Genomic DNA, 689 nt, shown 5'->3' with positions numbered 1-689 from the left:
CGGCCCGTGTCGGCCGCGCTGCGCTGCACCCACGGCCCGATCGCCCCCGCCTTGACGGCCTCCGCCTACCTGCACGTGATCGTCGCCGATGACGCGCCGACCGGCACCCCCGTCTCGATGGCGCTCAGCGAGACCGGCGGCCGCAAACCGGTCACGACGTCGACCGCCAACGCCGTCCGCGCGGGCGGAATGCCCGCCAGGTACGCCACGGACGGGAACGTCCGGATCGTCCGGGCGGGCAACGCGCTGATGAGCTGCCCGTCGCGCGCGCCCGGCTGCAAGGAGGCGCGCGAACGCAAGGGCATCCGCCTCGACAACGACTTCTGGCGGATGCGCCCGCTAGACCTCGATGACGTCCCCGGCACGGCGAGCTCCAGCGCCGCCGATCTCACCCTGCCCGGCGAGGTGCTCTGGGCGGGGCTGTACTGGTCGGGCGCCGCCTGCAACGATCCGAAGACCGCGAAACTGCGTGTTCCGGGCGGGTCGTACAAGACCGTCAAGGCGAGCGACGTGGACGACGTCAAACTCCCCAGTTTCGGGGCCTATCAGGCGTTCGCCGACGTCACCCAGCAGGTGCGCGCGGCCGGGAGCGGCCGGTACTGGGTCGCCGACGCGCCGTCCCAGCAGGGCGTCGGCCGGTACGCGGGCTGGAGCCTGGTCGTCGTCGCCGCCGACCCGGACGCCCCGCT

Annotated in this window: 1 pseudogene; it reads left to right on the top strand. The window is 73.4% G+C overall.

What is annotated here, in order from left to right:
• A pseudogene (locus ACYVE7_RS35195) lies at window positions 1-689 on the top strand (hypothetical protein); the annotation flags it as partial.

The organism is Actinocorallia lasiicapitis, from assembly GCF_054778695.1.
The sequence above is the reverse complement of the archived record's forward strand: the minus strand, read 5'-3'. Positions and strand labels throughout refer to the sequence as shown.